The organism is Legionella sp. D16C41 (genome assembly GCF_048541585.1).
GTDB lineage: Bacteria > Pseudomonadota > Gammaproteobacteria > Legionellales > Legionellaceae > Legionella_C.
The window spans coordinates 3,363,821-3,379,732 of sequence record NZ_CP183303.1 but is presented as its reverse complement, the minus strand read 5'-3'; the positions used below and the strand labels follow the sequence as shown (position 1 = coordinate 3,379,732).

Sequence of the window (15,912 nt, the reverse complement as noted above, 5' to 3'; positions counted from 1 at the left end):
AAAAAACTCCTCAAGCAACAATGGTTGCTATTTTAAACAACCAATAAAGTTAAATACTGCCACCAAAGCCAGTAAGCTAGCAAATAAAAATTAACTTACTAGTAACGCAGTTATTAAAATTAATTACAGCGTTATTTGCCTTTTAAATTGCTCCATCAAATTTAGCGAATATGAATACTATAATAAAACAATTTATAGGCGGGTCGATCATTATACCTAGCAAAGAATAAAAATATAGTTTTGAGATCGACTCTAAAATATATATAACAGCAAATATGTTCAATAATAGGCTAAATTGAATTTTTCAAATTCAAAATCTAAAGATAAAAGTCAATCAAACTACTAATTATATGAGGTTTGTTGATCTAACTAAACAAAAATTGGTTAATTAAAAATGGATATACGAAACTAACTAGGTAGATAAAACCAAAATTTCTAACCATTGCTAAGGGTAACTTTAGTATATCAAGAATAATGTATCGCAAAAAAGTTTAGAGATAAAGCTATACCAGTTAAGAAAATTAATTTTTTTACTAAAGAATTGCGTTAAATGTGCTTAATAGCGTTAAGGATAAATAAATTACAATCCATAAAGCCTAAAAATCAAACAATCATAATCCAAAAGCTTAAAATTTATAATGTTTATCAGATAAGAATAATTAAAATTGTCTGGGTTTAACCCCTTTTTGAAAAGCCACTTAATAATATCCTTAAACATTTAGATTATAAAAATAAATTTTTATTGTTTATAAACTTATACTCTCGCTGTAAAAGTCTCTGAAAAGGTTAATTAAAGCTGGGGAAAAGTAGTAGTGATTGCAAAGAAAATGGCCAAAAGTATTTTTAATTAAGAAAACACGTACTACTTAAAAACTATATATCACCAGGTTAAATTTCAGTTAAGTCATTGTTTTTTTATAAAATTATAAGTTTATCAACAGAAAAACGCTACATAATAATCATAACAAATTTAAATTCTTAATTTATTATTATAATTAAGGTCGCGAAATGGTTGGTTAATTTAAAGACAAATGAATTTTTAAAGATACGTTAATAAATTGTTTAATGTATGCAAGTTTAACTTAGCAAAACGTGTGTATAGAAAAGGAAATTTTAAAATATATGAAAATTAATCTTAAGCTATTAATCAGGAAGAACACTTCTTTTTAACAGATTTACATCAAAGTTAATTTGTTGATAGTAATTAATTTTTAATAAGTATCCACAGATTTTTTCTTTACTAATAATAAACAAAAGATAAAATATTTAATATGTTATTATTATTACCTCAAAGTTTTTTCAATTAATTTTTTAAAACCAATTACTGTTTATTCTCAATTAAAAACTGCCTATTATTAAATCGAGATGGTTTGACAGAACTTGTAAAGTTTTCTATCATTGCCCACCTTTAAATTAATTTAAGTAGGTTTAAAATGAAGCGCACATATCAGCCTAGTAAGCTAAAACGCAAACGCGATCATGGATTTCGCCAACGTATGGCAACACGTGGTGGCCGTTTAGTATTAAAACGCCGTCGTGCAAAGGGTCGTAAGCGCTTATCAGCTTAGTGTGTATGGTTTTGACAAAAAAAGACGCTTAATCACTAAAGGTGATTATGATTATGTATTTGCTCAAGCCAAAAAAGTTATAACTCCTGAATTTGTAATTTTATATCGGCAAAATTCTTTGGGTTATGCAAGATTAGGGCTTGCCTTGGCGAAGAAAAAAATAACAAAAGCGTATCAACGAAATAGACTAAAGCGTTTAGTGCGGGAAAATTTTCGCACCCAACATTTACCTGCGGTAGATATCGTTTTTTTAGCAAGACACGGGGCAGGAAAAGTCGAAAATAAGTTAATTATTGAACATTTAGGGTATGCATGGAAAAAATTAAATGCTTCCTACGCCAATTGACATGTTTTCCTATAGTCGTTTATCGATTATTTATTCGCCCCGTAATGAGACCCTGTTGCCGCTATTATCCTAGCTGTTCGGAATATGCATTATTAGCAATTAATCATTTTGGTGTTTTTAAGGGTATAAAGTTAATGTTTTGTCGTTTACTCCGTTGCCATCCATGGTCAGCAGGAGGGTACGATCCAGTGTTACATAATGAAGAGAAATCTTGATGGATATTCGACGTGTTGTATTATATTCAGTGCTTGCACTAGTTATTTATTCTTTATGGTCTTCTTGGCAGCAAGATTATCCGAATAAACCAATTACAATAACTTCTACTAGTAATGCAAACAAAAATAGTAAAAATAATTTATTGCCTAATGTTGATTCCACTCATACCCCTAATTTAAATGATTCAAATCAAATTACCAGTCAGCAATTAGTTTCTCCAACTACTTCAAAACCTATTGAGGTTAAAACAGATGTGTTGTCAGTTGCTATTGATAGTAATTTTGGTGATATTACACAGGCGCAATTATTGAACTATTCCGTCAGTGTAGACCAACCTCAAACCCCTATAACATTACTTTATGATAAAAATAATCAACGCTATACGGCCAATAGTAGCCTTGTTGTTAATACAAATGGCAGTGTTGAAAACCTTAAAGTTAATTATAAATCAGCTATGCAACACTATGAGCTTGGCCCTAATCAAAAGCAATTAGTGGTTACTCTTACAGGGCAAACGGACACGGGCTTAGAAGTTGTTAAGAATTTTATTTTTACGCAAGGCAGTTATCTTATCCAAGTTAACTATCAAATTTTAAATAAAGGTCAACAAGATTGGCGTGGTTATATAAATACGCAATTGGTTCGTACTCAACCTACCGAAGATCAATCTAGTTTATTTCATGTGGGTTCTTATACGGGTGCTTCTTATTCAAATCCAGAACATACTCGCTATAAGAAAGTAAGCTTTAAAGATATGACCAAAAACAACCTTAATGTTGATGTAACAGGCGGTTGGATAGCTATGCAACAGCACTATTTTCTAAGTGCATGGATACCACAGGCTAACAGTAAAAGTTTAATTTATACGCGCAATGCCAATGATGATTATACTATTGGGGCAGTTAGCCAACCTATAGTTATTAAGCCTGGTGAAACAAAAACTTTAGATTCTAAATTGTATATTGGGCCAGAAATTACCAGTACCTTAAAGGCGATAGCACCTGGTTTAGATTTAACAGTTGATTATGGGTGGCTGTGGTTTGTATCTTCAGCTCTATTTTCACTGATGAAAGCTATTCACTCCGTAGTAGGTAACTGGGGGTGGTCTATCATTTTGGTAACTATACTGATTAAGTTAGCCTTTTTTAAGCTATCTGCCACAAGTTATAAATCGATGGCAAATATGCGAAAACTACAACCGAAACTACAGGCATTACGTGAACGGTATGGCGATGATAAAGCAAAAATCAGCCAAGCTACAATGGAGTTGTATAAACAAGAAAAGGTAAATCCTTTCGGTGGTTGTTTACCTATCATAGTGCAAATTCCAGTATTTATTGCTTTATATTGGGTTTTATTAGAAAGTGTTGAACTTAGACAGGCACCTTTTATATTTTGGATTAAAGATTTAGCTGCTGCAGATCCTTATCATGTGCTACCTATTATTATGGGTGTGACTATGTTGATACAGCAACGCTTAAATCCGGCTCCGCCTGATCCTATGCAGGCGAAGGTTATGATGCTATTGCCTATTGTTTTTACAGCTTTGTTTTGGAATTTCCCCGCTGGCTTGGTATTGTATTGGATTGTTAATAATACCTTATCAATTTTGCAGCAATGGTATATTACTCGTAAATACAGTGACGATAGACCTACTTCTAAGAAGCAGCTTATGACGGCGAAATGAGTGAATTTCAAGATACGATTGTTGCAATAGCTACTCCACCTGGCCGTGGTGGAGTAGGAATAATAAGGATTTCAGGGCCGTTAGCCTATTTCATTGGCGAGCAGTTAACGAAGAAAAAAAACTTAAGGCCACGTCAAACCATCTATACCAACTTTTTCGATAAACAAGACCAACTAATTGACAGTGGTATCCTTATTTATTTTAACGCACCTCATTCGTTTACAGGTGAAGATGTAATAGAGTTGCAAGGGCACGGAGCTCCTATTATTTTAGATTATCTATTACAAGAAAGTATTGCCTATGGGGCTCGTTTAGCAAGACCCGGGGAATTTTCAGAACGTGCTTTTTTAAACGATAAAATTGATTTAGCGCAAGCTGAAGCAATTGCAGATTTAATTCACGCTAGTTCAATGACGGCAGCACGCATGGCTGTTCGCTCACTACAAGGTGATTTTTCCAAACGCATAAATCAACTTAATGAGCAAATTATTAATTTACGACTCTATGTAGAAGCTGCAATTGATTTCCCGGAAGAGGAAATTGATTTTTTAGGCGATGGTAAAGTAGCAATGTTACTTGATGAAATTATTAGTAATCTTACGGTATTACGTCAAAATGCTTCACAAGGAGCAATGCTGCGTGAAGGCTTATCTATTGTAATTGTAGGTAAACCTAATGCAGGAAAATCTACCTTAATTAATCAACTAGCGGGCCGCGAAGTAGCTATTGTGACCGAAATTGCAGGTACTACACGTGATGTTATGCGTGAGTATATCCTATTAGATGATTTACCTGTTCACCTAATTGATACTGCCGGCTTAAGAGAGAGTACGGATATAATCGAACAAGAAGGTATTAGACGTGCTTGGCAAGAAGTTAGCCAAGCTGATTGCGTTTTATTATTAACAGATATTAAAAATAAAGGCAGTGAACTTGAACTTAACAAGGCAATATTAGCTCGCCTTCCAGCTAAAATTCCTGTAATTACAGTTTTTAATAAAATTGACTTAGTTAATGAACAAGCGAAGCAGGAAATTAATACAGTCTATTTATCAGCAAAGTTAGGTGTAGGTATTGATTTATTAATTAGTAAAATTAAATCAATAGTTGGTTTTCAGCCAAATGAGGGGCAATTTCTTGCTCGTCGTAGACATCTAGATGCGCTTGATAGGGCAAAAGAATTTTTATTAAATGGAGAAAAGCAGTTAATTGATATGCGCGCAGGTGAATTATTAGCTGAAGATTTACGGCTTGCTCATCAAAGTTTATGTGAAATCACTGGTGAATTTACTTCAGACGATTTATTAGGAAAGATTTTTTCAAGTTTCTGCATCGGAAAATAAATTTATTTTTAAAAGCGTTTTAATTATCAAAAAATTGTATCTATTTTTGTTGAAAAGGTATTTTGATTCGTCGCTTGCTATCAATAAATCAAAGTGAAAAATAAAAATACAGAAAGTTATTGTTTGTACTCCGAAACAATGTTAAGTTTGTATTTTTATTAACTTATTGTTCTTTTTTTGTTTGGACTGAATCATGCCTTTTTCAAAACAATATGCAGCTTTTCGCGATGATAAATATAATTTCTTTCAAACTAACTCTGCTGGTTCAATTGCGCAGATTGAAAGGCGTGCAAAAGAAAAAAGCTTTAAGTTTCTATCTGATAACAAAAATTTAATTGAGCAGGAATTTAAACAACTTTATGCTGTTTTAAGTAAAGATAAAGATAAACAGGAAGAATTTTGGCTTTATTGTTACTACTGTTGTGCAATGCTTGAAGCGTATTATTTAGATTATAGACAGCCTGCAAAAGTTGAGGAATATTGCAAACTTCGCAAGCAAATTGCATCGAGACTAGGAGGACAAAGTACAAGTATAGAAACTACACAAACTAAATCAGCAGGCTTTGTTAAAAAATTAGGTGAAAAAGTTGGCAGTGATTTGAAAGAAATGACTACCAGTGTTGCTCACGCTTCTAAACTTCGTGGTGAGATTGGTCTTTTAAATCTATATCGTCTTTATTGGACATTTTGCCGCTTAACATTAACCAGATCTTTTCAGCATTTAGCTAAAAATACTCAATTATTAGAATTATTAAGTAAATGGATAAATAGGCCAATTGATGTCGATAATGTTGTTAAACAACTTGAGATCCCCAATGAAGTCCTTCGTTTCCTAAGCGTTGGATTTTTTGCCTCACGTTTTATTATCAATGCGGGGACGTTAATTAAGCACACTTTTGTACCTTCGGATGCTGAAAAAGAATTCACTACTTGGCAACGATTTACTAAAGAGCTTTCTAAGCGCCATCCTGAATTTTTAAATGATTTTGTCTGGGGAACCGTCAACGCTTTAACTAATTTCAATGAGTTTTCTCATATTCCTGCTACGACAGCTGGATGGATTACTGCAGGCTTTTTATTATTTGACGTCGCGTTATTGCTTTGGCGCCGCCATCTTGCTGAACGAGAGTATTTACTAAAAAAGGCTGAATATAAGGAAGAATTAAATCATTATGAAAATTTGTTAATTAACGCTGATAACAAAAATGAAATTCTTAATTTAAAAAAGCATTGTGATTTAATTAAAGCGCAGCAACAGGAACTCGAGTTAACTTGGCAAGCCAGTAATGCAACTTTTTTATTTAATACGGCAGCAGCAGTACTATTTGCAGCAGGTTTTAGCGCTGCTATGGTTGTAGGTTTTCCAGTGCTAGTACCAGTGGCTTATGCTGCCTGTACAGTTGCTGCAGCAATGTATTTATCCGATTCCTCTTACAATCAATATAAGGATAAAAAATTAAGGTTTATACAAGCTCAAGTTGATAATGCTGGTGAAGCATCGTTAGCGATAGCACTAAAAGATTATCAAGATGCGCGTAATGATTTTATATTAACTATAGCTAAAAATGCCGTTTTACCTGCTCTTACTATTACAATGTTTGCCATTTGTTGGGAAGCTGCTTTAGTATTTACTGCAGTTTATATGACTTATAAATTATATGAAGCCTATGAAAAACACAAAGCTACTAAACCAACAGTTAATCTATTAGAACTTCAAAGTGAAGTTAAGCCAAAAGGTGAAGATAAAGTCAAAGAGTCAGAAGATGATGAACACCATGGGTTTTCTATTTGCTATAACCCATAATAGAATTCTTATCTAGTAAAGCGAGTTAAAGATTAATGTTATATTTATTCCGGTAATCTAAAACTCGCTTATCGATTACTTTATGCCAAATAGGCGGTATTAAAGCTAAAAACATCATCCCTAAATAACCTGCGGGTAGTTGAGGACTTTCATCTATATGCTTTAACATTTGATAAGGTTTAGCGCCATATAAGTGATGATCAGCATGGCGCTGAAGCTGAAATAGTAAAACATTGCTTAGCCAATGATTAGCATTCCAAGAGTGATGAAAGGAAACCTTTTCATATTGGCCGTTAGCTAATTTTTGTCTTTCTAAGCCATAATGTTCGATATAATTAACAATTTCTAAAATAAAAATCGCCACCATGGCTTGTCCAATAAAAAATAATAAAGGAGACCACCCACCTAATAAATAACAAATAAGGCTTATCAGTAAAGGAGAAAAAATAATCCACCAAAACTCGTTATGTAAACTATAAACAGATTGTTTACTTCTCTCTAGACGTTTTTTTTCGATTTTGAATGCTGAAATGAAAGAATTTATAACAGCCTTTGGCAAATATTGATAAAAATTCTCGCCAAACTTAGCGGTAACTGGATCATGTGGTGTACCAACCCAGATATGGTGACCACGAACATGTTCAATCATAAAATGGCCATAAAAGACCATAACTAATAATACTTTACTTAAAAATTGTTCTAAAGGGGTATTTTTATGCATTAATTCATGCGCAAGATTAATACCAATCCCACCTGTTAAAATACCAATTGACACACAAAAACCAATCCATTCATACCAAAGTAATTGATGTGTACTAACAAGATAAAGTGCTGTGGAGAGAAAAATAATTTGTATTGGTACATAAATTAAAATGATAGCCTTAAAATAAGATGTTTGTTTAAGAGCTTGCTCTTGGATTTGATTTGGATTATAGGAATCTTGAAATAGATAATCGATAAAAGGCACAACAATAAATAAGGTAATGACGGGTAAAAAATTATAAATACCGCCTAATAGATAACCTAGGAAAGGCAAGAAAACTAATAAAAAAACGAGCATAAAACCGGTTTTTTTTATCAGAGGCATAATTTTATCTTAAACTATTTACCATAATTAAATTATAGCTAATAGACTTCAGAAAATTTGTAAGTTGGGCCTTAGCCCAACTTACGTTTACTATTTATTTTGTAACTCTAAAGCCAGCTTATATAAATCATTTTTAGCTGTGGATGAAAGTGAGCTAGCAATCTTAACGGCTAATTTTAGTGGTAACTCGTTAAGTAAAATGGTTAATAACTTCCTATCTTCCGTATCTGCTTTAATTATTATTCTTGCAGGTAAAATAAGAACAAATTCTCCTTTTACATGTGCTGCATTCTCAAGGAGCCAAGCTTTAATAGTGTTACCATTAGCATGAATAAAATGTTCAAACGTCTTAGTGAGTTCTTTAGCAAGTACAAATTCATACTCATTACCATAAACATCTATAATTGTATTAATACAATCTAGGATTCGATGAGTTGATTCATAAAGTACGACGGTATATTCACGCTGCGATAAAGAGGTTAGCTCTGTTAAACGAGCTTTTTGTTTAGCAGGTAAAAATCCAATAAATAAAAAGTTATCACAAGGAATCCCAGCTGCGCAAAGTGCGGTAATTAAAGCACAAGGTCCCGGAATGGGAGTTACCTGTATACCAGCTTGCCTAGCTAGTTTGACTAATAAAAAGCCTGGATCGCTAATAAGAGGGGTCCCTGCGTCACTGATTAAGGCAAAACTTTGGCCTTTTTTTAAAGCACTTAAAATTATTTTACTTTTTTCATTTTCATTATGCTCATGAAAAGACCATAAAGGTTTATTAATTCCAAGGGCAGTTAGTAAAGGTAGAGAATGACGTGTATCTTCAGCTAAAATAGCGTCAACAATGCTTAAGGTGTTAATAGCTCGTTGACTAATATCATCTAAATTACCTATGGGTGTGGCTACAATATAAAGTATGCCATAATTAGTTGATGAAGCATTATCCATCGTTTATCCTATTGCGTTCTTGCGATTTGGACATTTCGTATGCGACCGAAATTCTTGGTTTTTAAGCTAAGTTGCCTTGTCATATCAAGTATTTTTTTTACCTATTGTACAAAAGTTTCTGAAAACACAGTCAGCATGACACTGGTTAAGACGCTACCTTTTACTCAATCTGCTAATAGCTATTTAGCCATGGCCGAAGATCAAGATGGTAATGAAAAACAAACTATGTTAATCATGGCAGCAGGACAGTCATTTTTTACTGGGAAATGGCAGCAAGCTGAGGCTATTTTAGCTCAGACTGAGCAATTATCAACTACGCAGACCTATATAAAAAATATTCTCTTGGCTAAAATTGCTCTATTAAAGCATAAGCCTGCAGAAGCTATCCGTGAACTTAGTGTGGTCCAACATCCAAAACGTTTATCCATTTTTTATCAAGCACAATTTCATGAGGCATTAGCCAATACCTATGAATTATTAGGTAAAAGGATTGCTGCCGTGAATGAGCGTTTAAAATTTAATCATTTATTAACAAATAGAGAAAGTCATCAAGCTAATCAACAAGCAATTTGGGTAGCTTTAAAAAATTTACCTATAGCAGAACTAAAGACACTTTCAGGGGCAGAAGATAATTTAGAATTACAAGGCTGGGCGAAATTAGTTTTAGCAGTTAAAGAAGCCAGTAAATCTAATTTAATAAAGAAAGTAAATTTATGGCAGCAAGAATTTCTAAGTCACCCAGCTAATACATGGCTAGCTTACTATTTAAAGACAAATTCTAAATCGCTACCTAGTAAACCGGTTACTTATAAAACTCCTAAACAAATAGCATTATTATTACCTATAAGTGGCCCCTTAGCAGGACCTGGTAATGCAATACAAGATGGTTTTATGGCTGCTTATAGTAATAGTAAGTTAGAGCATGAAATGAATGTCCGTATATACGATACAGCGGCAGAGGACGTCGTAGAGCTTTACCAACGTGCATTAACAGAGGGTGCTGATTATATCGTTGGCCCTTTAACTAAAGCAGAAGTTATGAAAGTGGCCGCTCTAGAGCATCCAGTCCCTACCTTGCTACTTAATGATATTAATACTTCGGCTCTAAATAGTATAAACAATCTAATTAATACTTATCATTTTAGTTTATCGCCTGTTGATGAGGCTAAACAAGTTGCTGTCAAGGCAAGCTTAAAAGGGTTAAATAAAGTATTAATTATTTCACTCGCTGGCATGTGGGGTCATGAAGTAACTTCTGCATTTACTAGTCAGTGGGAAGAGAGAGGTGGTGAGGTTATCGATCGTTTAGTTTATGACAATACTACTGATTTAAATCAGGCTATCCGACGCTTTTTACGTGTTTCACAGCATGATGCGCTAGAAAAACAGTATAAAGTTAAACCAGGCCAAGAAATTACTTTAACCAGCAAACGACGACAAGATTTTGATATGATTTTTCTGCTTGCTTATCCTTCAAAAGCACGCCAAATCATGCCTTTATTAAAGTATTATTTTGCTGGTGATATTCCAGTTTATGCAACTTCTAGTGTTTATGCCGGCAGTAAAAATGTAAAAGAAGATAAGGATCTAGACGGATTAATTTTTTGTGATATGCCTTGGATTTTCAATTATCAAGCACCTAATAAAAAATGGCCAGAACAATTAAATAGCTACAGTCGTCTTTATGCATTAGGAATGGATAGCTATGCCTTATCTACTCAATTAAAGCAACTTATTGCCTCGCCTGACAAAGGGCTTGATAATCATAGTGGGCAGCTTTATTTAAATAACGGGCAACAAATTTTGCGTCAATTAAGCTGGGGGAAATTCAATCATGGGATTGCCCAAAAATTAGAAATATAAGTCAATAAAAGGAGCCTATGTCACAACAACTTGGTTTTGTAGCAGAAAAACAAGCGTGTAATTATTTAATTAAACAAGGCTTAGTATAGCTTGCGAGTAATTACCGCTGTCGGTTCGGAGAAATCGATTTAATTATGAGAGATAAAGAATATGTGGTCTTCATCGAAGTGAGGGCACGTAACTCGCTAATCTTTGGGGGACCATTTGCAAGTATCACTCAAGCTAAAAAAAATAAAATTATTAAAACAGCTAAGCATTTTATTTTAACTAAGAAGTGGGGCGATAAATACCCTATTCGCTTTGATGTAGTTGGTATAAATAATAACTCGCAAGCGATTGAATGGATTAGAGATGCTTTTTTTAATTAATACGTACTTAATAAAAAGTTAAGTTTATATGGTATTAGCTGTTATAACTTTTCAAAAGTGTTAAGTAAGCTGTAGGTAGGTTTATCATCTCTTCTAGGCATAGGTTATTGTCAACAGCCCCTAGTGTTTTACTTGTATTTAAGTTACATTTTGCCTGTCATCAATCTAGGTATAGAAGTAGTTTGTGAGAAAATATAATGTTAAAAATATACAGAGCCTGGAATAATTAGTTATGTCTCAGATGGAAGAAAGAGTAAAACAACTTTTTGGGGTAAGTATTGAAAGTCAAATTTCTGCTGCTGATTCATTATCAGCGTTAATAGCAAAGGCAGGCGCACGTCTTGTTAATTGTTTATTAAACGATGGTAAGATTCTTTTATGTGGAAATGGTGGATCAGCTGCTAATTGTCATCACTTTTCAGCTGCCATGTTGCATCATTTTGCTGTAGAACGACCAGCGCTTCCGGTGTTAGTACTTACTGGCGATACTTCTTCTGTTACAGCAATAGCTAATGATAGTCATTATGAGCATGTTTTCGCTCGCCAAATTCAAGCATTAGGTCAAGAGGGTGACGTTTTATTAGTTATCTCAACTTCTGGTAATGCTGATAGTATTTTAAATGCTGTTAATGCTGCTAATGATAGAGGTATGGATACCATTGCCCTAAATGGCCGAGACGGTGGAGTTTTAGCTAATCATCTAGGCCCAGAAGATATCGAAATTCGAGTTGTTGCTGATAATGCAGCGTTAGTCCGCCAAATTCATTTATTCATATTACATTGTTTTTGCGATTTAATTGATCAGTCCTTATTTGGACAAATGTTGGAGTAAGTATGATGCGTCGTGCTGTAATCTATTTATTAATTAGTAGCTTACTTTGCAGTTGTGTGGCTGCTGTAGTTGCTGGGGCTGTCGGTGTGATTGTTTATGACAGACGCTCCTTAACAACAATTGAGACTGATGCTCGCATATTTCACCTAATTCATAAAGCTATCGTTGATGACCGACGTTTTCAAAATTCACATATAGAAGTTATTAGTTTTAATCAAATAGTTTTATTAGTTGGCCAAACACCTCACGCTTCTTTAAGAATTGCTGTTGAGAAGATAGCTCAGACCACACCTCTAGTTCGACGTGTTTATAATGAATTAACTATTAGCCAACCACTTCCTGTAAAACAAAAGACGAAAGATGCTTTAATTACTGGGAAAGTTCGCAGTTATATGCTTGGTCGAAAAGGTTTAGAATCTGGTTCAATTCGTATTGTTACTGAAAATTCAATTGTGTATTTAATGGGAATAGTCACTTATGAGCAAGCAGAATTAGCAGTAGATGTTGCAAGGCATGTTGAGGGTGTTCGTAAGGTAGTTAAAGTATTTCGTTATATTACCTAATTATTTAAGTAAGAAAACTTTTTTAGAGTAAAGGATCTACGAAATATGATGCGGCAGGGGCTTTATCTGTTTATTTTTTTAAGTGCCTTAGCTTTAACTAGTTGTATGGGCAGTTTATGGACAGGTGCTACTCTCGTTTATGATAGACATAATGTATATAAAAAACTTTATGATTATCAACTAGCTTTAGAGGCTAATCGAGCATTATTTCAAGATCGTCTTTTAAAACAAGATGGTTGTTACCTCGATTTAGCTGTTTTTAAAGGTGATATTTTATTAGCTGGGCATTTACCTAATAAAGACTTACGTGCTTTAGCTGCCTCTCGCTTAAAATCACTAAGAGGTTATCGTGAATTATTTATTCAAGTTGCTAATTATTCAGCGCCTGCCAATGATTTGGTTGATAGCTGGATTACTACTAAAATAAGAAGTCAAATACTGGCAGACGCAGAAATTGATCCTAATGATTTTAAAATTATTACAGTAGATAATATCGTTTATGTAATGGGCGATGTAAGGCCTAAACAAGCTGAGCGAGTGCTAAATTTAGCAAAAAATACTCAAGGAGTGATACGTGTTGTTAAATTAATGCGTTATTTAAATTTAAGTGAGATACCTGCCGGTTAAAAGCTGTGGCCTATCTAAAAGGCCACAGTACAACCGACCCAAACCAGGAAGTGGCTAACCTGGAGGTTAATGCTAACTTTATCAATGGTAACGCCCTTTATCCAGTCGTTTACGCATTTTTCTTAATTTAATTGTGCTTTGAAGGTCAGTAAAGTCCTCATTGGTGCTCCCGTTTACGAACTCTAAAGTACGCACCGGGTATGTTCTTGAGTGTTTACGGTAAGGTAGGTGGTTTTTATTGTGTTTATGGTGTATACTATCACCGTAACGATTGAGCATTTTTTCGCGCATGCTGTACGCTGTACCTTGCTGCTTTTCAGACATAACTTATTCCTATCTATGAGATTAATTTAAAGTTGAACTATAAAACAAACTTAATGTCGATTTTATAGTGCAAATTAATCGAATTAAGTTATCAGTATCAATAACATTAAAAAAAACAACCTCAATCTAAAATATAGGCAATTTGCTTTTAATTTACCAATTATTTAGTGGTATATAGGTAATAAGTTACAGTAAAGAATAGCAAAATTAGAAATTGGCGTTGCTTATCCAATTTGTTTACTTTATAATCCGCGCCTGAAAAGATAGGTACATTAGTGAGAGATGATCAAAGTTTACGCCGAGTGCAACGCTTACTATTAGTACAGGTAATAGTTTGCTCGTTAATTGCTTTAGGGATGCTAGCAGCTTTGGGTAAGCAGGCAGCCCTTTCTGCATTATTAGGTGGTATAGTTGCATTCTTGCCTTCATTGATATTTGCAAAAAAACTATTTCAATATCAGGGAGCAAGAGCAGCAAGGCAAATAGTTAGAAGTTTCTACGTGGGGGAATTTCTAAAAATAATATCATCAATCGTACTATTTACCTTGGTTTTTATGTTTTTTGAGGTAACGCCTCTGGCATTTTTTTTAACATACATAGTAGTGGTGATGACTCATTGGTTCTCGCCCTTACTTATTGACAGTAAACAGAATAGGCCCAAAAGTGACTGAAATGGCATCAAGTACAGATTATATTAAACACCACTTAACTTATCTGACTTATGATCTAAAAACCATGAGTTTAGGCTCATCAGGTGGTTTTTGGACTATTAATCTAGATACGTTGTTTTTTTCAGTAATCTTAGGATTTACCGTGCTAGGCCTTTTGTATTTTGGCGCACGTAAAATTACTACAGGTGTGCCTGGAAAGTTACAAAACTTTGCTGAATTGATGTTAGAGTTTGCCGACAATCAAGTAAAAGATTGTTTTCATGGTAAAAATAAGTTAATTGGCCCCTTAGCACTTACTATTTTTACTTGGGTATTTTTAATGAATTTTATGGATATTGTACCTGTAGACGTTTTGCCGCTTATGGCAAAGTCAGTAGGTATTCATTATCTAAAAGTTGTGCCTACTAATGATTTAAATCTAACTCTTGCTTTAGCCTTATCAGTATTTCTGTTAATAATTTTTTATAGTATTAAAATAAAAGGCATTAAAGGATTTGCTAAAGAATTAACTTTGCAGCCTTTTAATCATCCGGCTTTTATTCCCTTTAATATGCTTTTGGAGTTAGTAGGTTTAATTGCTAAACCAATTTCTTTGGCATTACGATTATTTGGTAACTTATATGCTGGTGAATTGATTTTCATCTTAATTGCTTTGCTAACACTTAATGTTACAGCTCAATCTTCTATAGCAGGCACTGCAACATTGGGTGTGGCCCAGTTTCTTTTATCGCTTGGTTGGTCAATTTTTCATATATTGGTTATTACACTACAGGCGTTTATCTTTATGGTCTTAACAATTGTATACCTTAGTTTAGCTCATGAAGATCATTAGTTCTTTTTTAATTTCATTGTTCATTTAAGGGGATTTCTATGCAAGCTGCAAATTTAATCGCACAAGTTCAAGGTATGACTGTTATTGCAGTCGCATTATTGATTGGTCTTGGTGCTTTAGGTACAGCAATAGGTTTTGGACTTTTAGGTGGTAAATTCCTTGAAGGTTCTGCAAGACAACCAGAAATGGTACCTATGTTACAAGTGAAAATGTTTATTGTTGCTGGTTTGCTTGATGCTGTAACTATGATTGGTGTAGGTATTGCGTTGTTCTTTACTTTTGCCAACCCATTTTTAAGTAATTTAGGTTCTTAATAATACAAGCGGCGCCTTTGCGTTTTTAAAAGTTACGGGGGAGACTGCGTTGGATATTAATTTTACATTGATTATACAAATGCTGGTATTTGCAGTATTTGTTTGGTTTACGATGAAATTTGTTTGGCCTCCTTTGGCAAAGGCTATGGAAGAACGCCAAAATAAAATTGCAGATGGCCTAGCCGCGGCCGAGCGAGGTCGTAAAGAGCTGGAGTTAGCACAATTTCGTGTTAAAGATGAGTTAAAACATGCTAAAACGCAAGCTTCAGATATTATTGAGAAAGCGACTAAACGTGCAGCGCAGCTAATAGAAGAAGCCAAAGAAGATGCAAAGCAAGAAGCACAGCGTCAGACTAAAATAGCGCATGAAAAACTTCAGCAGGAAATTAACCAAGCTAAAGAAAATCTGCGTAAACAAGTAGCTGAGCTTGCTGTAGCAGGGGCAGAAGTCATTCTTCAGCGTAAAATTGATGAAAAAATAAATAATCAATTATTAGATAGCTTAATTAAAGAGATTTGAACTTT

The 15,912-nt window shown here is 34.0% G+C and carries 17 protein-coding genes and 1 pseudogene; 15 read left to right on the top strand and 3 right to left on the bottom strand.

Annotated features, from left to right (window positions below; all coding sequences use genetic code 11):
- The first annotated feature begins 1,433 nt into the window (after positions 1-1,433).
- The 6 genes from rpmH to ACNVED_RS14675 all read left to right on the top strand — a co-directional run bounded on the left by rpmH (position 1,434) and on the right by ACNVED_RS14675 (position 6,964).
- Positions 1,434-1,568 carry a 50S ribosomal protein L34 gene (rpmH, locus tag ACNVED_RS14700; protein WP_115303963.1) on the top strand — a complete coding sequence of 45 codons (135 nt, stop codon included), beginning with the start codon at positions 1,434-1,436 and terminating at the stop codon, positions 1,566-1,568.
- A complete protein-coding gene (gene rnpA / locus ACNVED_RS14695; RefSeq protein ID WP_419419725.1) occupies positions 1,537-1,914 on the top strand; it encodes a ribonuclease P protein component in 378 nt (125 codons plus the stop codon). Before rpmH ends, rnpA begins: the two co-directional genes overlap by 32 nt.
- Entirely contained in the window at positions 1,881-2,129 is a 249-nt protein-coding gene (gene yidD, locus ACNVED_RS14690; protein WP_419419724.1) for a membrane protein insertion efficiency factor YidD, read from the top strand. The genes rnpA and yidD overlap by 34 nt, the downstream gene beginning before the upstream one ends.
- Positions 2,129-3,817, top strand: a complete 1,689-nt coding sequence (gene yidC, locus ACNVED_RS14685; RefSeq protein WP_419419723.1) for a membrane protein insertase YidC — start codon at positions 2,129-2,131, stop codon at positions 3,815-3,817. The genes yidD and yidC overlap by 1 nt, the downstream gene beginning before the upstream one ends.
- Positions 3,814-5,160, top strand: coding sequence for a tRNA uridine-5-carboxymethylaminomethyl(34) synthesis GTPase MnmE (mnmE, locus tag ACNVED_RS14680; protein ID WP_419419722.1), 1,347 nt, complete (start codon positions 3,814-3,816; stop codon positions 5,158-5,160). Before yidC ends, mnmE begins: the two co-directional genes overlap by 4 nt.
- Before the next feature lie 193 nt (positions 5,161-5,353).
- On the top strand, positions 5,354-6,964 hold the full coding sequence (locus ACNVED_RS14675) for a hypothetical protein (RefSeq protein WP_419419721.1): 1,611 nt from the start codon (positions 5,354-5,356) through the stop codon (positions 6,962-6,964).
- A gap of 25 nt (positions 6,965-6,989) precedes the next feature.
- On the opposite strand, the gene ACNVED_RS14670 is transcribed toward ACNVED_RS14675, so the two are convergent.
- Both ACNVED_RS14670 and rsmI read right to left on the bottom strand, forming a co-directional pair.
- Positions 6,990-8,051 (bottom strand): alkane 1-monooxygenase, encoded by a 1,062-nt coding sequence (locus ACNVED_RS14670; RefSeq protein WP_419419720.1) that lies wholly within the window; start codon positions 8,049-8,051, stop codon positions 6,990-6,992.
- Positions 8,052-8,141: 90 nt separating this feature from the next.
- Positions 8,142-8,993, bottom strand: a complete 852-nt coding sequence (rsmI, locus tag ACNVED_RS14665; RefSeq protein ID WP_419419719.1) for a 16S rRNA (cytidine(1402)-2'-O)-methyltransferase — start codon at positions 8,991-8,993, stop codon at positions 8,142-8,144.
- A gap of 39 nt (positions 8,994-9,032) precedes the next feature.
- Here rsmI and ACNVED_RS14660 point away from each other — a divergent pair, with 39 nt between their 5' ends.
- From ACNVED_RS14660 to ACNVED_RS14640, 5 genes and pseudogenes are all read left to right on the top strand, one after another.
- On the top strand, positions 9,033-10,856 hold the full coding sequence (locus ACNVED_RS14660; protein WP_419419718.1) for a penicillin-binding protein activator: 1,824 nt from the start codon (positions 9,033-9,035) through the stop codon (positions 10,854-10,856).
- Positions 10,857-10,873: 17 nt separating this feature from the next.
- Positions 10,874-11,224 (top strand): annotated as a pseudogene (locus ACNVED_RS14655) (YraN family protein).
- 232 nt (positions 11,225-11,456) lie between these two features.
- Positions 11,457-12,056 carry a D-sedoheptulose-7-phosphate isomerase gene (locus tag ACNVED_RS14650; RefSeq protein WP_419419717.1) on the top strand — a complete coding sequence of 200 codons (600 nt, stop codon included), beginning with the start codon at positions 11,457-11,459 and terminating at the stop codon, positions 12,054-12,056.
- Between the two features lie 2 nt (positions 12,057-12,058).
- Complete coding sequence (locus tag ACNVED_RS14645; RefSeq protein ID WP_419419716.1) at positions 12,059-12,619, top strand: BON domain-containing protein; 561 nt, start codon at positions 12,059-12,061, stop codon at positions 12,617-12,619.
- A gap of 45 nt (positions 12,620-12,664) precedes the next feature.
- Positions 12,665-13,246, top strand: a complete 582-nt coding sequence (locus ACNVED_RS14640) for a BON domain-containing protein (RefSeq protein WP_419419715.1) — start codon at positions 12,665-12,667, stop codon at positions 13,244-13,246.
- Between the two features lie 81 nt (positions 13,247-13,327).
- On the opposite strand, the gene ACNVED_RS14635 is transcribed toward ACNVED_RS14640, so the two are convergent.
- On the bottom strand, positions 13,328-13,570 hold the full coding sequence (locus ACNVED_RS14635; protein WP_419419714.1) for a hypothetical protein: 243 nt from the start codon (positions 13,568-13,570) through the stop codon (positions 13,328-13,330).
- A gap of 275 nt (positions 13,571-13,845) precedes the next feature.
- Between ACNVED_RS14635 and ACNVED_RS14630 the strand changes: the two genes are divergently transcribed.
- From ACNVED_RS14630 to ACNVED_RS14615, 4 genes are read left to right on the top strand one after another with little or no spacing between them, the layout of a single operon-like run.
- Positions 13,846-14,241 (top strand): ATP synthase subunit I, encoded by a 396-nt coding sequence (locus ACNVED_RS14630; RefSeq protein ID WP_419419713.1) that lies wholly within the window; start codon positions 13,846-13,848, stop codon positions 14,239-14,241.
- A gap of 1 nt (position 14,242) precedes the next feature.
- A complete protein-coding gene (gene atpB, locus ACNVED_RS14625; protein WP_419419712.1) occupies positions 14,243-15,073 on the top strand; it encodes a F0F1 ATP synthase subunit A in 831 nt (276 codons plus the stop codon).
- A 38-nt stretch (positions 15,074-15,111) separates the two neighbouring features.
- Positions 15,112-15,387, top strand: coding sequence for a F0F1 ATP synthase subunit C (atpE, locus tag ACNVED_RS14620; RefSeq protein WP_028385819.1), 276 nt, complete (start codon positions 15,112-15,114; stop codon positions 15,385-15,387).
- Between the two features lie 49 nt (positions 15,388-15,436).
- Complete coding sequence (locus ACNVED_RS14615; protein WP_419419711.1) at positions 15,437-15,907, top strand: F0F1 ATP synthase subunit B; 471 nt, start codon at positions 15,437-15,439, stop codon at positions 15,905-15,907.
- Positions 15,908-15,912: the final 5 nt, after the last annotated feature.